At 35.7% G+C, this 17165-nt stretch carries 17 protein-coding genes; 7 read left to right on the top strand and 10 right to left on the bottom strand.

All coding sequences use genetic code 11. The features are described 5' to 3' along the window. The first annotated feature begins 305 nt into the window (after positions 1-305). The 4 genes from WA352_RS01035 to bfr all read left to right on the top strand — a co-directional run bounded on the left by WA352_RS01035 (position 306) and on the right by bfr (position 4058). Positions 306-2423 (top strand): RelA/SpoT family protein, encoded by a 2118-nt coding sequence (locus tag WA352_RS01035; RefSeq protein WP_004803952.1) that lies wholly within the window; start codon positions 306-308, stop codon positions 2421-2423. A 166-nt stretch (positions 2424-2589) separates the two neighbouring features. Next, positions 2590-2970 carry a RidA family protein gene (locus WA352_RS01040; RefSeq protein ID WP_004657462.1) on the top strand — a complete coding sequence of 127 codons (381 nt, stop codon included), beginning with the start codon at positions 2590-2592 and terminating at the stop codon, positions 2968-2970. A 183-nt stretch (positions 2971-3153) separates the two neighbouring features. Then, positions 3154-3348, top strand: coding sequence for a bacterioferritin-associated ferredoxin (locus tag WA352_RS01045; protein ID WP_004776027.1), 195 nt, complete (start codon positions 3154-3156; stop codon positions 3346-3348). A gap of 245 nt (positions 3349-3593) precedes the next feature. Continuing rightward, positions 3594-4058: a heteropolymeric bacterioferritin subunit Bfr gene (gene bfr / locus WA352_RS01050; protein ID WP_004803950.1), complete on the top strand. Its 465-nt coding sequence runs from the start codon at positions 3594-3596 to the stop codon at positions 4056-4058. Positions 4059-4127: 69 nt separating this feature from the next. Here the strand turns inward: bfr and WA352_RS01055 are convergent, their stop codons facing one another. Continuing rightward, entirely contained in the window at positions 4128-5768 is a 1641-nt protein-coding gene (locus WA352_RS01055) for a PglL family O-oligosaccharyltransferase (protein WP_033134525.1), read from the bottom strand. Between the two features lie 228 nt (positions 5769-5996). Between WA352_RS01055 and tviB the strand changes: the two genes are divergently transcribed. Beyond that, on the top strand, positions 5997-7304 hold the full coding sequence (gene tviB, locus WA352_RS01060; protein ID WP_050511495.1) for a Vi polysaccharide biosynthesis UDP-N-acetylglucosamine C-6 dehydrogenase TviB: 1308 nt from the start codon (positions 5997-5999) through the stop codon (positions 7302-7304). Position 7305: 1 nt separating this feature from the next. On the opposite strand, the gene WA352_RS01065 is transcribed toward tviB, so the two are convergent. Then, positions 7306-7761: a pilin gene (locus WA352_RS01065; RefSeq protein WP_033134524.1), complete on the bottom strand. Its 456-nt coding sequence runs from the start codon at positions 7759-7761 to the stop codon at positions 7306-7308. 220 nt (positions 7762-7981) lie between these two features. On the opposite strand from WA352_RS01065, the gene WA352_RS01070 reads away from it, so the two are divergent. Continuing rightward, a complete protein-coding gene (locus WA352_RS01070; RefSeq protein ID WP_033134523.1) occupies positions 7982-9118 on the top strand; it encodes a glycosyltransferase family 4 protein in 1137 nt (378 codons plus the stop codon). On the opposite strand, the gene WA352_RS01075 is transcribed toward WA352_RS01070, so the two are convergent. Next, positions 9115-10539 (bottom strand): mannose-1-phosphate guanylyltransferase/mannose-6-phosphate isomerase, encoded by a 1425-nt coding sequence (locus WA352_RS01075; protein WP_033134522.1) that lies wholly within the window; start codon positions 10537-10539, stop codon positions 9115-9117. The genes WA352_RS01070 and WA352_RS01075 overlap by 4 nt on opposite strands. Before the next feature lie 99 nt (positions 10540-10638). Here WA352_RS01075 and WA352_RS01080 point away from each other — a divergent pair, with 99 nt between their 5' ends. Beyond that, a complete protein-coding gene (locus WA352_RS01080; RefSeq protein WP_336140990.1) occupies positions 10639-11649 on the top strand; it encodes a glycosyltransferase family 4 protein in 1011 nt (336 codons plus the stop codon). Here WA352_RS01080 and WA352_RS01085 read toward each other — a convergent pair. From WA352_RS01085 to WA352_RS01115, 7 genes are all read right to left on the bottom strand, one after another. Next, the gene (locus tag WA352_RS01085; RefSeq protein WP_033134520.1) at positions 11646-12947 is read right to left on the bottom strand and encodes a glycosyltransferase family 4 protein; all 1302 of its coding nucleotides are present in this window, start codon (positions 12945-12947) and stop codon (positions 11646-11648) included. The two genes, WA352_RS01080 and WA352_RS01085, sit on opposite strands and share 4 nt — an antisense overlap. After that, on the bottom strand, positions 12937-14004 hold the full coding sequence (locus WA352_RS01090; RefSeq protein ID WP_033134519.1) for a WavE lipopolysaccharide synthesis family protein: 1068 nt from the start codon (positions 14002-14004) through the stop codon (positions 12937-12939). Before WA352_RS01090 ends, WA352_RS01085 begins: the two co-directional genes overlap by 11 nt. Before the next feature lies 1 nt (position 14005). Next, a complete protein-coding gene (locus WA352_RS01095) occupies positions 14006-14335 on the bottom strand; it encodes a hypothetical protein (RefSeq protein WP_096089489.1) in 330 nt (109 codons plus the stop codon). Between the two features lie 97 nt (positions 14336-14432). Then, a complete protein-coding gene (locus tag WA352_RS01100; RefSeq protein ID WP_033134518.1) occupies positions 14433-15161 on the bottom strand; it encodes a glycosyltransferase family 2 protein in 729 nt (242 codons plus the stop codon). After that, complete coding sequence (locus WA352_RS01105; protein WP_081406968.1) at positions 15158-15787, bottom strand: HAD family hydrolase; 630 nt, start codon at positions 15785-15787, stop codon at positions 15158-15160. Before WA352_RS01105 ends, WA352_RS01100 begins: the two co-directional genes overlap by 4 nt. Further along, complete coding sequence (locus WA352_RS01110) at positions 15784-16410, bottom strand: phosphodiesterase (RefSeq protein ID WP_033134517.1); 627 nt, start codon at positions 16408-16410, stop codon at positions 15784-15786. Before WA352_RS01110 ends, WA352_RS01105 begins: the two co-directional genes overlap by 4 nt. Continuing rightward, positions 16407-17165 carry a glycosyltransferase family 2 protein gene (locus WA352_RS01115; protein ID WP_033134516.1) on the bottom strand — a complete coding sequence of 253 codons (759 nt, stop codon included), beginning with the start codon at positions 17163-17165 and terminating at the stop codon, positions 16407-16409. Before WA352_RS01115 ends, WA352_RS01110 begins: the two co-directional genes overlap by 4 nt.

Consider the following 17165-nt stretch of genomic DNA (forward strand, 5'->3'; position numbering starts at 1 on the left):
AGACTCTGGGCTTTTTTCTTTCTTGCAAAATTCAATGCATATTGATAAAAGCAATATCCGTCATTGAAAAAAATTACGAGTTTTTATAATGAACAAATTGACAAGTTTCTCAATTTGCTTTTCATTAGAAGATAAGCGTAATGTTTGCGAACACTTGCGATCAGTGTAAGTTTTCAATGGGATCAAATCTGGTTTCCGACATTCAATTCGCATTGAATCGGTGAACCATCAACGTAATATATCTTTATATCGTTGAAGTATCAGCAGACATAGCATTTCTGAATTTAGGTTATAAAAGGTGTTATATGCCAGGCGAAGAGGTCAGCCAAGCCAAGCAGCAGCTCAGAGCAATTATTGAGGCCTATCTTAATGATAGTGACGTTCAACGAGTACTTGCGGCCTGCGATTTTGCTGATTTAGCCCATAGTGGTATCACCCGTAAAAGTGGTGAGCCTTATGTGTTGCACCCGATTGCAGTAAGTTGCATTTTGGCGCATATGCGTCTTGATGCTGATACACTGATGGCGGCCTTACTACATGACGTGATTGAAGACACTGAATTTACCAAAGACGAAATTGGACAAAAATATGGCTCAGTGGTCGCCGAATTGGTCGATGGTGTCACCAAACTTAGCCATTCCAGTGATAAAGAATATAACAAAGCCGCATCCTTCCGAAAAATCTTGCAAGCAACGCTACAAGACCCTCGTGTCATTATTATTAAATTAGCCGATCGCTATCACAACATGACCACCTTAGGCGCATTGCGTCCAGATAAGCGTGCTCGTATTGCACAAGAAACACTGGATATTTTTGTACCCATGGCTCGTCTGGTCGGTATGAATGAGATGGCGGATAACCTTGAACACCTGTGTTATCAGAATCTTGATTTAGACATGTTTAATGATGTGCAAACTGCACTGCTTGAGACCAAGCCGAAGCGTTGCGAATATCAAGCGGTTTGGGAGCAAAAACTTTCTGAACTGCTAAAAGCCTATGACCTCAAAGGCCGAATCAAAAAGAAAAACAATAATATCGAGTTACTGCGCCATTTTATTAAAAATGAAATCGACTTAAATGAACTCAGCCACAGCCATGCCTTTGAAATTATTTTACAAAGTATCGCAGACTGTGACCGTCTAGTTGATGCACTGAAAGACAATTTCCAAGTTCTACAATATAGCGATCATATTCGCCGTCCTTTACCTGGTGGCAACCAATCACTCATGATCCAGTTGAAAGGTGAAAAGACCACACTTTCATTGACCATCCAAACTGAACTGATGCGTAAAGCAGCGCGTTTTGGTGTGGTACTGGGTGAAAATGCACCGCAAGCCTGTCGCTCAGCGATTCAGGCATCCATGCAGAACTTGAATACTCTAATTGATAGCGGCTGTGCCAAAACCACCTTTAGTGATTTGCTTGATTATCTTCACCAAGAAAAAATTTGGGTCTATACCCCACATGGGCAACTACATGAATTACCACAAGGCGCAACCGTAGTTGATTTTGCCTATTCAGCTAGCCTATTTTTAGGTAACCACGCGGTTGGTGCCAAAGTCGATGGTGAAATTCGCCCTCTATCGACACCATTACACAGTGGACAAGTGGTTGAGATCATTACCGATGTTTTAGCAACTCCAAATCCAGACTGGCTCAGCTTCATTAACACGCAGAAAGCACGTCGCGCACTGCAAAATATGCTTAGAGAGCAGGATATTGATGAACAGCGCTTAGTTGGTCAGCAAGCGTTAAACCGTGCATTAAAACTATTCCAGCGTTCAATTGATGATCTATCGCCAACTGATTGGACGAATGTGCTGGAGTGGCGTCATTTAAGTAGTAAAGATACCCTGTTCGAACAGATTGCTGTGGGTGATCTCTTACCACAACTGGTTGCAAATCATTTATTTGCTCAGGATTATCATTCACAGCATCATGAAGCATCTGATCGTCTGATTTTAGGTACAGAGGGTGTTGATGTAAAATATGCGCATTGCTGCAACCCAGTCTTGGGCGATCCAATCCAAGGACACCTCTCCAGACGCGGTTTGATCGTGCATCGCTCACGATGTCGTAATTTATTACATGAACAGCACCTTCACCCAGAAAATATCATGCCATTGCATTGGCAATCCGAAGAAATTGATGATGTCCGTTTCAGTGCTTATCTATGTATTCACATGGCAATGAATGATGAGCAGATCTCTGATTTAATCTATCAATGCCGTAAAGCCAAAACGGGGGTAGAGATGGTTCATTCACAAGACCAAAAAACCTATGTCAACATCGTGGTCAGCAACCGAAATCAAATCGCCCAAATTATCCGGGATTTACGCATGAACTTTGGCTTCCCTCGTATTGAACGCCTAAATATGCCCATCGTACAGCCTGAAGTCGCAAAATTGGCAACCACCAATTAAATACAAGTGCAGCTGTGAAATGAATCTTTAAAGCATTTCATCGACATAAAAGTTCTAATAAGATATCCATGCAACTGCGACTACACAGTACTCAAGACTTTCGTGCCTGAATTTTTGTGTTAAAGTCGCATGGTTTAAGATAGAAAAAACAACCTAGGAGAGCTAAATGTCACGCCAAGTTATTCATACTGAACACGCCCCTGCTGCTATCGGAACATATTCTCAAGCAATTCTTGTTGGCAATACACTCTACCTTTCTGGTCAGATTGGTTTAGATCCGTACAGTATGGAACTTGTAGAAGGCATTGAAGCCCAAATCCGCCGTGTATTTGATAATCTTAAAGCCGTTTGTACTGCGGCTGGTGGCAGTTTAGCTGATATTGCCAAACTCAATATCTTTTTAACTGACTTGTCACACTTCCAATTGGTGAACCAAATTATGGGCGAATACTTTGCGCAACCATACCCTGCTCGTGCAGCGCTTGGTGTTGCTAGCTTACCAAAAGGTGCTTTGGTGGAAATGGATGGGATTGTGATCATTCCATAAGCACTTTTTTAAATTTATATTTATCAAAAAGTTATAAATCATCAAAAATATCGCCGATCAGGCGGTATTTTTTTATTCAAATTCCCAATAAGAATATACTCATTGTTAGAATGAAATTCATTGACAAACGATAATAATTATCAATAATATCAATTATCGCATTTATATTTGTGGCTCACTCCCATGTATGTTTGTTTATGTCGTGGAATTACAGATCAGGATATCAAAGACGCCGTTGCAAATGGCGCTGAGAGCTATCGTGAAATCCGTGACCTACTCGATCTAGGAACATGTTGTGGTCGTTGCGCTCCAGAAGCCCGTGCTATTATCAGCGATGAACTTGCTGAAATCGCTGCACGTATTTCTATAGCTGCCTGATTTATCTTCAAAACTCTTCCTCCAATTCAATTCGTGTTTTACGACTCCACCGCTTCCTGTAGAACTTAAAAAGTTCCTCATTTAAGCGGTTTTTTTATAAAAATCATAATCATATCAGGATGTTTTTGATTGTGATTTTCATTTGCCGTTCTATAAATTACTCGCCAGATGCTTCTTTCTTGATTAAGATAAGATAAATTGCCTTAGCAACTAGGGCATCGTGTGGTGTTTTTGGAGTAAGCGCAATGAAAGGCAATCGCGAAGTTATCAATCAGCTGAATCAGGTGCTGTACCATCATTTAACTGCGATCAACCAATATTTCTTACATTCTCGTATGTTTAATGACTGGGGAATTGAGCAACTCGGTTCAGCCGAATATAAAGAATCTATTCGTCAAATGAAACATGCTGATAAAGTGATTGAGCGTATTTTATTTTTAGAAGGCTTACCGAATTTACAACATCTAGGCAAGCTCTATATTGGTCAACATACTGAAGAAGTTCTGAACTGCGATATCCGTAAGGTCAAAGAAAATATTGAAGCAATTAAACAAACTGTTGAACTTGCTGAAGCAGAACAGGATTATGTGACCCGTGATTTGGTCCAAGAAATTTTAGAGAAAGAAGAAGAGTATTGGGATTGGCTCGATACCCAACTTGATCTGGTTGAGAATGTGGGTATCGAAAACTATATTCAAAGCCAAATCTAATTCTTCTCTTCAACCCAAACTATTGATTGGGTTAAATCAAAAAATAAAGCCCTAATCAGGGCTTTATTTTTATCTCGCTTGCTTATTCATTTCAATCACTTCTGGCAAGCTGAGTGTTTGTCCATACAGCTGCTGTAAAATAAAAAGCTGCTGTTCTGCTTCTTCAAACTTGTGATTATAAACCAGTACCTGTGCATACTTTTTCAGATTATAAGGAGTTGCTTTATTTTTGACGAAAGCATCCATCCACTCCAAATCCGTATTAGACATTTGAGTTTGAGGTTGTAGATTGATCCAATCAAGTCGTTGCTGAAATTGCGTCAGCAGCAGAATCTTAGAACTTCCCAATATCTCTACTGTCGGTTGCTGCTTTTTAAAAATTAAACGGCTGTTTTCCTGAAATAGCTTGTAATCACGCCAGATCAATAACAGCAGTACAATACCAATCAGCCAGATAACGCGAATGACATTTGTATTTAAAGTTACTGCTTTTAGCTGAGGTGTTTGTGCTTGAACTAAACCCAATAAAAAGCCCATAGGCAGTAGGAAATACGCATAACGTTGCGGAAACTCCAGCATGGTATGGATCAGAATTGCAGCAACCATCATAATTGCAACCACTGAAGTGGTGTCTTTGGCATTTCGCTCTAACCAGAAAAACCAGACTGCCATATAGCCAATAATCAATAATCCAAGTGGTAAACCATTCCAAACCAAGATATCCAACAAAACATTGTGCGCACTGATCACCCACTCATGCGAAGGATGTAAATTAAAAATACTAATCTGAGCAATACTGGTTTGATTCCAGCCATAACCAAACCATGGCTGCTCTTTTAGCGCCAAAAGCATCTGCGTCCAGATATCAAAGCGTAAATAGCCTGAGCTCGCCCGGTCAGCCAAACTGGTTGTTTGGATGACTTCAGAGTTTGAGAACGTTTCAATGACATTTGTGAGTAGTGGTAAGCCCCAAGCCGCAATCACAAAAAAACCGATACACCAAATCCAAAGCTGACCAAAGTTGAAACGTGGTTGCTGCTTGTATTGTTTATACATCCAATAAAATAGAATAAATAAACACACCACCCATGAAGTTCTAGACTGGGTTAAAGCAATAGTAAATAGGATCAATAGACTAGAGGGCACTAACCAATACGCAGCTACAACTCTTTTCTCATATAGATATAACGCCCCCATTAAGCCCATGATCAAAAAAGTTGCCAAGTGATTTGGTTGACCAAAGTTTGCATAAGGGCGATCACCTTTTAATTGCATCACCCCATTAATCACACCGCCAAACCCGCACCATTGCACAATTGCCATGACACTACAGACAATCGCAATACCAAATAGCAGCTTAGCGGTCTCTTGCATCAGCAGTTCACGCTGATCCGCCTGCACCGAAAGGTTATAGCCAAGCACGATCATCAGCCAAAAAGCGAATACATAGAGTGAGCTTAATAGTGCCGTGCTAAAGTCATTGACCAGACCAAAGCCCCACTGCAACAATGGAACAGCAATAATCGGTGCGATCCAGAGTTGAACTCTGGGAATAATCATTTTTTTATTGAGAAAAACTGCAAGTAAAACTAGTCCAGCTGAAAAACTGGCAAACTCACCAGAAAAAGTAACCCAAGGATAAGTATGAAATGGGGAGAGCCAAGCAAAGCTGATCAGAACGCTGGCAAGAAAAAAGCATAAAAATTGCATAAGGTATCTTAGAAAAGCACTTATCTCTATAATACAGCAAAGTACTTTATACAGCTTAAACAAGTCAGATAAACTACACTTCTAAACTAATCTAGGACCACACTGACTATATTTCTAATTAAGCAAATTATTTATAAGATTGAGTTTTTTTATACAACCATACACATTAGAATACACTTATATTATCAATACTTTATCGATATGAAAACCGAGTCTAAAAACAAAAACATGTCACATCTTTACGCTATAATTAACAACAAGATCACAACTAAGCAATTAACCATTGCAGTGATTGGCTTGGGTTATGTCGGTCTACCACTGGCCTTGGCCTTGAGTAAAAAGTTTAAGGTTATTGGCTATGATACTAACCCAAAGAGAATTAGTGAACTCGAAAATCAACAAGACTCTACTTTAGAGATCAGCCGCACAGAACTTGGTGATTTATCTAATCTTCATATGAGCTCTGATCCAAAAAAACTCACGGAATGTGATGTTTTTATCGTCACAGTACCGACGCCAATCGATCATTTTAAACAACCCGATTTAAATCCCTTAATTCAAGCGTCAACCACAATTGCAAGACATTTAAAAGCTGGCGATATTGTGATTTATGAATCCACCGTCTACCCTGGTGCGACCGAAGAGGTTTGTGTTCCAATATTAGAAAAATATTCACAACTCAAGTTTAATCAAGATTTTTTTGTAGGTTATAGTCCTGAGCGTATCAATCCAGGAGATAAAACCAAAAGTGTTACGACCATTAAAAAAGTTACATCAGGTTCAACACCAGAAATTGCCGATTTAATTGACCAAATTTATTTAACTATTATTACCGCAGGCACACATAAAGCTGCGTCAATCAAAGTGGCCGAAGCAGCAAAAGTAATCGAAAACACACAACGTGATGTCAATATCGCCCTCATCAATGAACTTGCCCTCATTTTTAATAAACTCGGCATCGATACTGAAGAGGTATTAAAAGCCGCAGCGACCAAATGGAACTTTTTACCTTTTCGTCCAGGACTCGTTGGTGGGCATTGTATCAGTGTAGACCCGTATTATCTTACCCATAAGGCCCAATCTATTGGTTTACATCCAGAGATTATCTTAGCGGCGCGCCGATTAAATGACCGTATGGGTGAGTATGTTGCGACGCAACTCATCAAAGAAATGGTTAAACAAAAGATCCAAGTTGTCGGGGCAAATATTCTGGTGATGGGACTGTCATTTAAAGAAAACTGCCCAGATATTCGCAACACCAAAATCATTGATCTGATTCAATCACTCAAAGAGTATGATTTGAACCTTGATGTCTATGATCCTTGGGTTGATCCATTAGAAGTCATTAAAGAATATGGCTTGGAACCTGTTCAAACCCTTCAACCAGCTAATTACGATGCGATTGTACTGGCTATTGGGCATCAACAATTCAAAAATATGACTTATGAAGAAATTCAGGCTTTGGGTAAGGAGAACTTTGTTCTTTACGATCTTAAATATATTCTCCCATCTCACCAATCGAATCTCCGATTATGATTTAAATACCTCTACATATAGAAGGCAAAAACTTTTGGGAAATTTGTGATGATGCACACTCCCAACGTGCTGAACCATTACCCGCATAGTTCATCATTGCAAAAACAAGCGTTTTTCCTGCCACTCCAGCATTCATATTCGTAGAATTAAATGTAAATTCAAAAGCACATAAAGCTCCGGTATATGTTGTATTAATCCCAACGCTTTGAACATATTTAGTATTCAGTGTTCCTGATGCATTCAACCCCAAATCTGCTGGTGAAATCGGGCAGCTCCCGCTTTCACCATATTTTGCCAATAATTCAGCCTTAATTGAGCTTGCCATATTAAGTGCCTCAGCAACTTGCGCCCGCGTGGTGTAGTTTTGATATGCAGGAATAGCGATACTCGCTAAAATACCAATAATAGCAACAACAATCATCAATTCAATGAGTGTAAATCCTTTCGCACCAATCATGACTTTGCTCCCCAAAAATGTAATTATGGGAGCTTAATTTCAAAAATCATGCCAAATAAATAAAATAAACAATTTCAAATATATAAGTTAAATTAAAAGATCAAATGAATGACCTATTTTGTCACATGATGACTTATAAGATAATTTTATTGAATAAAAAATTTAACGAAAGAACTTCAAATCATATACACTTTAGAAGAGCTTATAATCTCTTAAAATCATGTCTAAGAAAAAAATATTGATCGTGACCCGCAATCTTCCTCCATTAATTGGAGGAATGGAACGCTTAAATTGGCATATAGCAGATGAACTATCTAAGGATCATGATGTTCTGCTTATTAGCCATACCAAAGCAAGAACAATCGCGCCATCAAAATCCACATTTTATGGAGTCACATTAGATCCACTTCCTCTTTTTCTTATATTGGCTTTTATCAAAACATTCTGGATATGCTTAACCCAACGCCCAGATATTTTATTTGCAGGCAGTGGTTTAACAGCTCCAATCACAGTTTTTTGGGCAAAGTTTTTTAGAAAAAAAAGTTTAGTTTATATACATGGTTTAGATATAAAAAATGATAGTCGTATTTATCATTTAGTTTGGACACCATTCATACGGGCTGCAAATCATATTATTACAAATAGTTCACCTACTCGTGATTTATGCATAAAAAAAAATATTCCATCTATGAAAATATCTATAATTCACCCTGGTGTAACATTTCCAGCAAAAATTCAAAATCATACAGTTATGCAAGAAATGAAAGAGAAATTAAATCTTAATAACAAAAAAATTCTCCTTTCTGTCGGACGCCTAACAGAACGCAAAGGTTTAAGTGAATTCATAAAACTTTCTTTACCTCAAATTGTGAAAAACAATCCAAACGTAATCTTGCTCATTGTCGGTGATTCAGCCAATCATGCTCTGAATAAGAATATGCAAACCCGAAATCAACTCATTAAAATAGCTCAAACTCATAACATAGACCAACATCTATGTTTTGCAGGAAAAGTTACAGATCAAGAGCTTTCTAGCCTATTTTATTTATCCTCTATTCATATTTTTCCTGTTAAACACATAACAAATGATCCAGAAGGCTTTGGTATGGTTGCGATAGAGGCTGCAACACATGGAATTCCTACAATTGGCTTTGCTACAGGTGGTGTAATAGATGCTGTAGAACAACAAAAGAGTGGTTTTTTAGTTGAGAGTAATAATTATCAAGAACTCAGTAATGTTGTTACACAATTTCTGCAGAAAAATACCTTAATAGACCGAGATACATGCCAAGATTATGCAGAGAAATTCTCATGGAACAACATGAGAATTAAACTCTCGTATTTATTAGACAATTAGGTTCGACCATACTCATCCTTGAAGCGAATAATATCATCCTCACCTAGATAAGAACCAGACTGTACTTCAATCAATTCCAATGGAATAGAGCCTGGATTTTCTAAACTATGTACTGTCCCCAATGGGATAAAGGTTGATTCATTCTCTGAAATAAAATATTGTTCCTCACCTTTAATAACTTTCGCTGTACCTTTCACAACAATCCAATGTTCTGCGCGATGGTGATGTAGTTGTAAAGACAATTTTTCTTTAGGTTGAACAGTAATTCTTTTAACTTGATAGCGCTCACCTATATCAATACAATCATATTTGCCCCATGGACGAACAACTTCTTTATGTTGTAACAACTCCACCCTTTGGGTGTTTTTCAACCTCTGCACTATATTCTTAATTTCTTGAGATTTATCTTGATGGGAAATTAATATTGCATCTTTTGTTTCTACAATAATAAGATTCTCAACACCTAATACGGAAATTAAACGTGAAGAAGAATGGATATAATTATGATAGCTCTGCTCAACTAGCACATCACCAAAAATCACATTCTCTTGCTCATCCTTTTGATTAGACTGCCATAAAGATGACCATGTACCTAAATCATTCCAGCCAGCTTTCAAACTTATAATTACACCATTTTGGGTATGTTCCATAACCGCATAATCTATTGATTCATCTGCACATTGTTGAAATATATCAGCATTAACACGGATAAAGTCCATGTCTTGTTTTTTACTTTGCCATGCCAGTACACAACTTTGATAAATTTCATCTTGATATTTTTTAAGCTCTTCAAGAATTACAATAGATCTAAACATGAACATACCACTATTCCACAGATATTGATTCGTGGATAAGTACTTTTCTGCAGTTGACCGATCTGGTTTTTCAACAAACTGTTTAAGTTTATAAGCCTCGTTTTTCTTAATTTCATCTCCCAATTGTATATAGCCGTAACCAGTATTTGCTTCTGTAGGAACTACCCCAAAAATAGCTAAATCGTTTTGCTTTGCATAATGATAGGCATTTTTAACACACTCTTCGAAGCATTCAATATCAGCAATAAAATGATCTGCAGCTAAGACAAGTAAGATAGTGTCATGCTCTGGATAGAGTTCGAGTCCCAGTAAAGCGGCTAGAGCTATTGCTGGGGCAGTATTTTTTGCGTAAGGCTCTAAAATAATTGAAGCGTTTTTAATATTTAACTGTCGGAGCTGCTCAGCAACAATAAATCTGTGCTCTTCATTACATACAATAATCGGTGGTGCGATTGGTTTTGGTAAATTTTCTAAGCGCTTCAAAGTTAATTGCAGCATTGTATGACTTTCATCTACAAGTTTTAAAAACTGCTTTGGGTAAGCTTGACGTGAAAGTGGCCACAAACGTGTACCAGCCCCCCCAGCTAAAATGACTGGAACAATCATGTGTATTTCCTTTCTAAACACATTGAAATATATTAAATATAATCATTTATTAGTAAAATGATATCACGAATTTTATCTTTGCTCTTCTTGGAAGCACTTATGACAACACCTGCAATCTGGTTTCCAGCAGTCAGAACCAATAGCGGCTCAGATAAATTCACAGAACAACTCGTAATAGCATTGAATAAAAATGGGATTCGGGCTGAAATTACTTGGTTGCCACATTATGCAGAATATTTACCATGGCTAGTAAAAGCACCTACTGCACCAGAATGGGCAAATATTATACACATCAATACTTGGCTTCCCTCAAAATTCTACCCCAAGAATCTTCCCATTGTTGCTACATTACACCATTGTGTTCAAGATAAAAATTTTTCACCTTATAAAACAAAACTGCAAAAGCTCTACCATTTTTTATGGATTACTCCAATTGAAAAAAAATCTATTCAGCATGCGACTATTATAACCACCGTTAGTCAATATACAGCGAATTGTGCAAAAGAGATTTTTGATATTTCCAATATAGAAGTTATTTATAATGGCGTAGATCTTGATATTTTTAATCCCGTACCCCGAAATGAAAAGAAAGAAAATCAAAAGTTCAGTCTATTGTTTGTAGGCAATAACTCAATTCGCAAAGGTTTTGACTTACTACCTAGGATAATGGAACAGCTTGGTGATGATTATGAACTGTTTTATACAGCCAAATCTGCCGAAAAACTCCCATCAAATATGAAACAATTACCATATCAAAAAAGCTCTCAAGATTTAGCAAATGTTTACAGATCAATGGATGCATTACTTTTTCCTTCAAGACTGGAAGGATTTGGTTTAGTGGTAGCAGAAGCTATGGCATGCGGTTTACCTGTTGTCGTTGCTAATAGCTCGGCACTACCAGAACTTATTGACCATGGGGTATCTGGTTTTATTTGTCAAAAGGATAACATTTTAGATTTCACAAAAAAGATAAAAAAACTGAGGGTTGACCAAAATTTGCAAAAAAAAATATCTAATGCAGCAACTACCTATATTCATAAAAATTTCAATATACAACAAACCATCGATGCTTATATTAAAATATATATAAAATTACTTGCAGATCGTTAGATATCTGCAAGAAAATCACCAATTCCTTTCTTGAAATTTTCCTTACTAAATCTTTTAATATTAATCAACCCCTTACCGGATAAATTCTCACATAACTCATTATCAGTCCATAATCTTTTAATGCATTCTGCTATTTCTTCTACATCTAATGGATTTTGCAACATTAATGCAGAGCCTTCAGTCACTTCAGGTAAAGAGCTATTATTAGAAGTTAAGACAGGTACGCCCAATGTTTGAGCCTCGATAATAGGTATACCAAATCCCTCATTCAAACTTGGAAATAAAAATGCTCGGCTATTTCTTATTAAGCACAGCTTTTCAATATCAGATACAAAGTCTGTTTTAAAAATATTAAATTTTGAATGAGAAAAGTTTCTATGGTTAACTAAATAATTCTCTAATAAAAATTCTTTCTTATATTCTATATCAATGCTACCAGAAATGACCAACGGAATAGACTTATCCGAATGTGTTACTTGAGCGTATGCTCGGACTAAATTATGGATATTTTTTCTCTTCTCAACAGCCCCTACATAGTACATATATTGACCAGATTTCAAGTTGTACTTATCTAGCACTTGTTGTTGAATTTCAGGTAAAGAACTCAGATAAATGCTATTTTCATCTGCAGGCAATGGTTGATACACAACTTGCACTCTATCATGCATTTGTGGAAAATATTCTAAGAATTTATTTTTTGAATGATTTGATACTGCAAGAATTTTATCTGCGTAGCAACACGCTTCTAATCTTTTATAAAAATACTGATAATATTTTCTTTTTTCATCAAGAGGTATAGTATCATGAACCGTTTGGATCATTTTATGTCTATTAGACTTAAATGCAAGTGGAGAATCTGTAAATATTATATCTTTACTAAAAAAACCAGGTAAATTAATATCCTGCAAGTATAAACTTTTAAAAAACAATAAATCTATATTATTTGAATAATAAAGCAACTGTTTATTTAAAAAAAAATTAAACATTTTTTCTTTTTCAAAAAAACTATCAGCATTATTTAAAAAAAGATAGTCCATCTGCATGATTTTATTAAAAAAATAACCCAACACTATTTTAAACTTATTATTGTGTTCGAAAAAATATTTATTAGGATCTCTTAAGTAATTAGAAACACTATCGTTTATCAAATCTTTATTATACATTTGTGAAAATAAACCAATATCGTAATGATTTCCTTTAATTGCCTCAATTAAAGATCTAGCGAATTGATAAACTCCTCTACGATCACTTCTATTAAATGAATAACTCAAAAAAACAACACGGTTATTAATGCTCATTTTTATTCCTTACTAACCTATAAAAGCGTCTCAACCTTAAATACACCTTGGGTGATAAAAAAATAAGAAAGGTTCTAACAAAATCCTCCAAAAAACCTAATCTAAAAAATTTAGTAAAATAAAAAATGCAGAACAACCTAATTAGCCTTAGGTTTATATATTTCACATTATAATAACGATAATACAATAAATTAATCTCATCAGATTTATAAATATTTTTTTCCAATAATTTTTGATCAGAAATAAATCTTTCAGGATAGATAAAACCTGTTTGCTCCCAATTAATAATATTAAAATTTAATGAAAGTATAATTTCAGAAAGAAAAAAATAACTCTTTGAAATATATGTTGTATAAGGCAGGTATATACCATATCCTTTTGAATTAACCCAATCAACCATTAAAGCTTGTTCTGGAGTCAACCTCTCCCCTTTATCACAAAAATAATTAAAACAAGACTTAATGCTCAATGGTGTAAATAAATAATCCCTAGAGAATAACTTTCTCCCCCATAAATCTTTCATTTGTCTTGTTAAACCAAATTGAACAACATCACCTAAGTGAAATAAAAAATGCTGATATGATAATGGATTTTTTGTGTATAAATTAGATACATTTATTGCTTCTTCAAAAAACTTATATTTTAAGTATTGATCAGGGATATTCTTTTTTTTCTTCACTTTAAAAAAATTATTATTACTTAAACTCAAATCAGCACGAATTTTTAAAGTATATTCACGATTAGCATATTTCAATCCTTCCATAGTAGAAAAAACCATTTTATTGAAATTCCAAGGCCTACTATCAAATCCCTCAAAAACCATTATACTTTCTGGTTCATCATTATATAGAACTTTATCCACAACCGATTCATCACAATTTTGCCCTTCCCATGTAGACACAATAATTTCAGCATATGGTAAATATTTTTTTATAGAGTCAATACATTGATAAAACAAGCAATTCTTGTCATCCTTCACATAATGAGTTAGACCTTGAATGACTACGGAAATACGTGCAGAGCCTATGACCTCTCCATCGCTTTGCAATTCTTTCATATCACTCCTCAATTAAATACTTATCATCTAGAGCTCCTGGAATCTTCACCACAATATTTATAGCATCTGTTAGTGCTTCAAAGTCTGTTACTTCGCCTGGCTGGAGTACAATGATATCACCTTCCTGCCATTCTTGACCTGCCATCCTTACTTTACCACTCAAAATCATTGTAATTTCAGTCGCTACTTTATGGTAATGCTTAGCTTCATAATCACCGATAACATACTTTTTTATAGCTACTTCACAAGCATTCGTATTAAAAGCAGTTGGTGTAAACCCACCAACAAACCAGCCCTTGATCATATCTTCATATCTTGCATGATTCATCATCATATTTCCTTAGAAACCACGAACTAATTTTATAAAATTTTTAAGCGCAATTCTCATAAGAGAGTCTATAAACCTAACGACAATTTTCCATAATTAGCTATCTTTTCTTTTCTATAAATGCTTCTAACTGTTCCAGTTGTTTTTCATTTTTTATAGGGTGATAAAGCTCAGTAGCAACTTTAAATATACCAATTCTATTTTGCTCTAATACTAACTCATTGAGGCTTGGGCAAATATAAAATAAACCATTGACTGAAGCATCTTTTCGAATCATATTTTTTGCAGCTTTTACAAATATTTCACCTTTCTCAAACCAGAAGAAACCAGCCGTCGCATGTCTACTAATGGGTCTTTTTTCTGCTGCTTCAATAACTAATTCATCTTCAATTTTCACATAAGAATAACGTGGATGTACAGAATTAAAGCTAACCACCCCTGCGTCTAAACCACGCTGACGAAAATTTCGTAAAGGTAATGAAAAATCAATATCTAGTAATTCATTTCCATTAAGAATAAGTAATTCATCATTATTATCAATATAAGGTATTGCAAGAAGTGCTGTACATGCGGCTCCTCGAGTATTATCAGAAACCTTGAGTATTTTAGCATCTGGAGAAAGTAGACATACAATATTATCTAAATAATAATCTCGAACATCTGTGTCACGTAAAGCAATAATAAAATTAACCTCTGAGTCAATAGAAGCACATTGTTCAATCAGTTTTTGAATCAAGGGAATACCCTCAAACTCAACCAATGTTAAAGGGTAACTTTCATTCTGACTTTGCAACGGCATATACCCAGCAGCTAAAATTAATACATTCACATCAAAGCCTCAATTTGTTTGATTTGAGATTCTATATTACTTAAATTAACATCATGTACGTCTTTTACCACCAACACATGTGCTCCAGATGCCCTTGCAGACTTAATGCCATTTTCATTATCTTCAATAACTAAACATTCCTTTGGCATTAAACCCAACTTTGTAATAGAGGTTAAATAAATTTCTGGGTCAGGCTTTGGTTTAATGACATCGCTCGCTGATACGATTTGATCAAGATAACCTCCAAGTTTGGATTTTTCCATCATTACTTCAACGGTATGTCTAATAGAGTTTGAAGCAACCGCAAGTTTAAATCCTCTCGCTTTTAGTTTTGACAAGGCATATTCATGGACAAACTGAGGTTTACATTCGGCATAAACAATTTCCATCGTATAAATCTGTTTCATTTCATTGATAAACTTATGAAGTTCCCTAGGGAGCCCAGATTCTAATGATAACATTTCAAGTTTTTTGATAGTGGGCAATCCATCATAAGTAGTTAGATGATCATATCGGTTAATTTGATAGCCAAATAATCCTAATGCACGATTGAGTGCTTTGTAGTGCCAATCCTTAGCCTCTATTAACACCCCATCCATATCAAAAATAATTGCTTTTATTTTCACGTTTTAGCTCGACTAAAATAAGCTTTAGCTTCTTCAGGTATGTCAGTACACAACATCAATTGAGAGTAATGAGATAAAGGGCGAATTAAGCTCCATAAAGAGGTTTTATCACGACCATGCAGTTCCGAAGATACAATACAAACTTTTTTGCCTTGAATTAAAAAATTTTCGATTATAGTCGAGTTATACCACTCCTCTGAAAAAGAATCTAGCCAGACACCTACGGCTTGATCAAACCATATAGGATGTTGTTCAACTTCACTCATTCGAGTAAATATTGGAAGTCCTAGTTTTATATAGGCTCGCATATCAGGTATTGACATATCAAAAACAAACCAGTTGGTATTCGGTATATTTTCCATATACATTTTAAGAGTCTCTGCCAATCCATCTGCTTTGACATTTAACGCCAATGGTAAATCAGATCCACTATAAATATCTAAAAAATCTTTAAAACTTATGGCATGATTATTAGGCATATCATGTGAAATAACCAGTGTTCCATTTAAATCCCGAATATCTGTTTCTGTACCAAACCCAAGATTGAAAGAGTGCATAAATGCAGCAATGGTGTTTTTCTCTTTTATCTGTCTCCAATAACCACGATGACTTAAAATAATCATGTATTCATCCCCGCTGCCCTTTTCGAAATAGGTAAACTCAAAAAAAGATCCAAATCTTGGGGAATACCTAAGCCATACATGCCTTGAGCTTCCGAACCTATATTATAAATTCCTATTTTTTGTCCTTGTTGAATGAGTCGATTATAAACAGGAGCAACATAGAACTCATCATTCACCCGCTCATTACCATGAATCATGTTTTCTGCGGCAGCTACAAAGTTACATCCGTGAGTATAATTATAAATACCTACGGTTGCCTCATTGGAAATCACTTCTTTCTCGACGACTTCTGTCGCCATATTTTTATCATTTAATCTAACAAATGACCATTTGGGATCATTAGCTGTCATCGTCATAATCAAACCATCTAAATTATTTGATCTCTGATAATTCAGATAGTCATCAATGCGAATATCTACATACTGATCACTATTGGCAATCATTAATGGATCTTTATTATTAATAAACTTTTTAGCAGCTAGCACTGTACACGCTGCTCCCTCAGTAAGACCCTCAATTTCTATAATTACTGAGGTTGGAGCCCATTGATTCAATTTCTCAATCAAATTATATTCTCTAACATGTTCTGCTTGACATATAAAGATAAATCGATGGGGTTGATTTGGCATTAGATTATCAATAACTAACTTAATCATTGGTTCATCATGTATTCTTATCAGCGGCTTTGGATCAATATAACCAGCCTTGGCAAATCGACTACCCGCACCAGCCATTGGGATTACGATATTCAGCAT

This window comes from Acinetobacter sp. 102, from assembly GCF_037028485.1.
Classification (GTDB): Bacteria; Pseudomonadota; Gammaproteobacteria; order Pseudomonadales; family Moraxellaceae; genus Acinetobacter; species Acinetobacter higginsii.